The organism is Methylobacterium trifolii, from assembly GCF_022179685.1.
Classification (GTDB): domain Bacteria; phylum Pseudomonadota; class Alphaproteobacteria; order Rhizobiales; family Beijerinckiaceae; genus Methylobacterium; species Methylobacterium trifolii.
Map to the genome: position 1 here is coordinate 1 of NZ_BPRB01000422.1, position 1,959 is coordinate 1,959.

The window sequence follows — 1,959 nt, forward strand, 5'->3', positions numbered from 1 at the left end:
TCATCTGACGACGGACAGTCCCCACGCGTCCACAGGTGCAATGGATCACGACGCCATAGGCGCCGGCCGTGCGGGCATCGGAGACCGTGGCCGGCGGTTGCTCGATCTCGGCCTCATCGTACCAGCGGCGGGGGTTGCGGCGTGCGGGCGGTATGGGATCGGTCATCGCCGGTCCGGCCGGGCCAGCAGGATCGCGGTGCGCACCGCGACTCGCTTTACAGTCAGGAGGTAGTGCCCGGAGCTTCGAGCGCGAGAATGCCCATGCCGAGCCGGCGCGGGTTCGGATCAAATGCAGGCGTGTCAACCGGATCGAGGATCCGAAACGCAACCTGAACTGCATCCGTGCGCCCAGGAAAGCGCAAGGTCTTCGACGTAAAGCCCGCCTTGGCTGGATTGGCGAAAGCCCATTCATCCTGTGGGCCGCCATCGATGATCACGCAGACGCGACGGGTGTCTTTCTCGTCGTGATCCGCTGGAAAGGCATGGAGGCACAAGATCCGTACGCCCCCCCAAAGACGTACGAGGCTTGCCGGTATACGGAGGATCGCCTGCGGCCCGTCTGACCAAATCCCCCACGTCTCTGGGTAGCTCCATCCTTTGACGCAGAGAAATCGGACCAGGTCCGACGCATTCGTCCCGAGCGAGAGTCGGCGAGGATCGTCTAGCATCCGGGCAGCGTGGCTGTCGAACCATTCGGCTATGGTTGCTTCCTGGCTTGCGACCGCATCGAGGCGGCGATGCAGGGCCTCAAACTCTGCGGAGCCAACCATCCATCCCGCGGTAACGGCTGCCAGTTCGGCATCATCGCTGTTCGAATCAACCTTGCTTGGGCGCGCCTCCGCCATCGCCCGCTGATAAACGGCTTCATACTGTGCCCGGACGCCATCAAGTGACAGGCGTTCCCTAACGATCTCGCAGACGATCCGAGCGTCATCAGGATTGTAGGCGGCGATGGCGCGCTCGAGGGCCGCGACGGTTACCGGTTCCTGGAAAATCCGGCGCCCGAGAGGCGAATTTGGAAAACGCTGCGCCTCGTCAGGGCCTATCAAGCCTCCGAAACCACGTTCGTCACAGATGACCACAGCAGCGCCTGAAGAAGCGGCCTCGACGGCACTGCGCGAATGGGCGAAGACGATATCGGCTCGGCTGATCCGCTCAGGTAAGTCGCCAACCGTCCGGCCGACCCCCGGCCCGACAACGTCGAGCTCCAGCCCTGCTGACGCGCAGGCCGTCTCCACGAACTGTATCCAATTCGGGCTGGCTTTGACGATCGCCAACGCCCGAACAGGCTTTGGAGCGAAGTTCTGCCTTGCCGCGATCGCTTCAAGATCGACGCCGTTCGGGAGCAGGACGATGCGGTCCTCGGGAATGCCGTCGACCACAAGGCGCTCGACGCACGCTGCGTCGATAGCGACATATGCACCGACGCGCGACAACAAGATCGGTGCATCAAACGGCGAGGAGGAGTCGTGACAGACGAAAATCGCGGGTGCTTTAGGGAACCGAATTAGACCTGGCAAGACTGCGATAGTGTGACTGCCGTGGATGATATCGGGGACGAAGCCTATTCGATCAATCCGGTTTGTCACTGGCACTCCACGCGCCATGATTTCCCGGGCGAAATGCCCGAGGCGCGGACTGTAGATCGCAACGCGATGACCTGCCCCCCGCAGCGCCAGTGCTAAATCCATCGTGGCGACTTCCGTGCCCGTCCGATCGACCAGCTGCAAATTCGTCATTAGGATCGATAGGCGGTCACTGGTCACGCGAATTGGTCCACTTCAATGTCGAGTTGTGTGCCCTGTTCGCTTGGAGCTATCCGGCTCCTCATGCTTTCTCCGGCCACACGACAAGGATGGCGTTCGTCGTCATGGTCCGTTTGCAGTTGGCAGACTGGCCCAGGTCCGCGATCGTGTTGTCCGTCCTCACATGAAATTTCACGGCCTCGGCGAGGTCGAG

General features: G+C 61.9%; 1 protein-coding gene. It reads right to left on the minus strand.

Annotated features, from left to right (window positions below; translation table 11 throughout):
* Window positions 1-221: 221 nt before the first annotated feature.
* On the minus strand, window positions 222-1,766 hold the full coding sequence (locus COGEMETH_RS25500; RefSeq protein ID WP_238185451.1) for a glycosyltransferase: 1,545 nt from the start codon (window positions 1,764-1,766) through the stop codon (window positions 222-224).
* Window positions 1,767-1,959 lie beyond the last annotated feature (193 nt).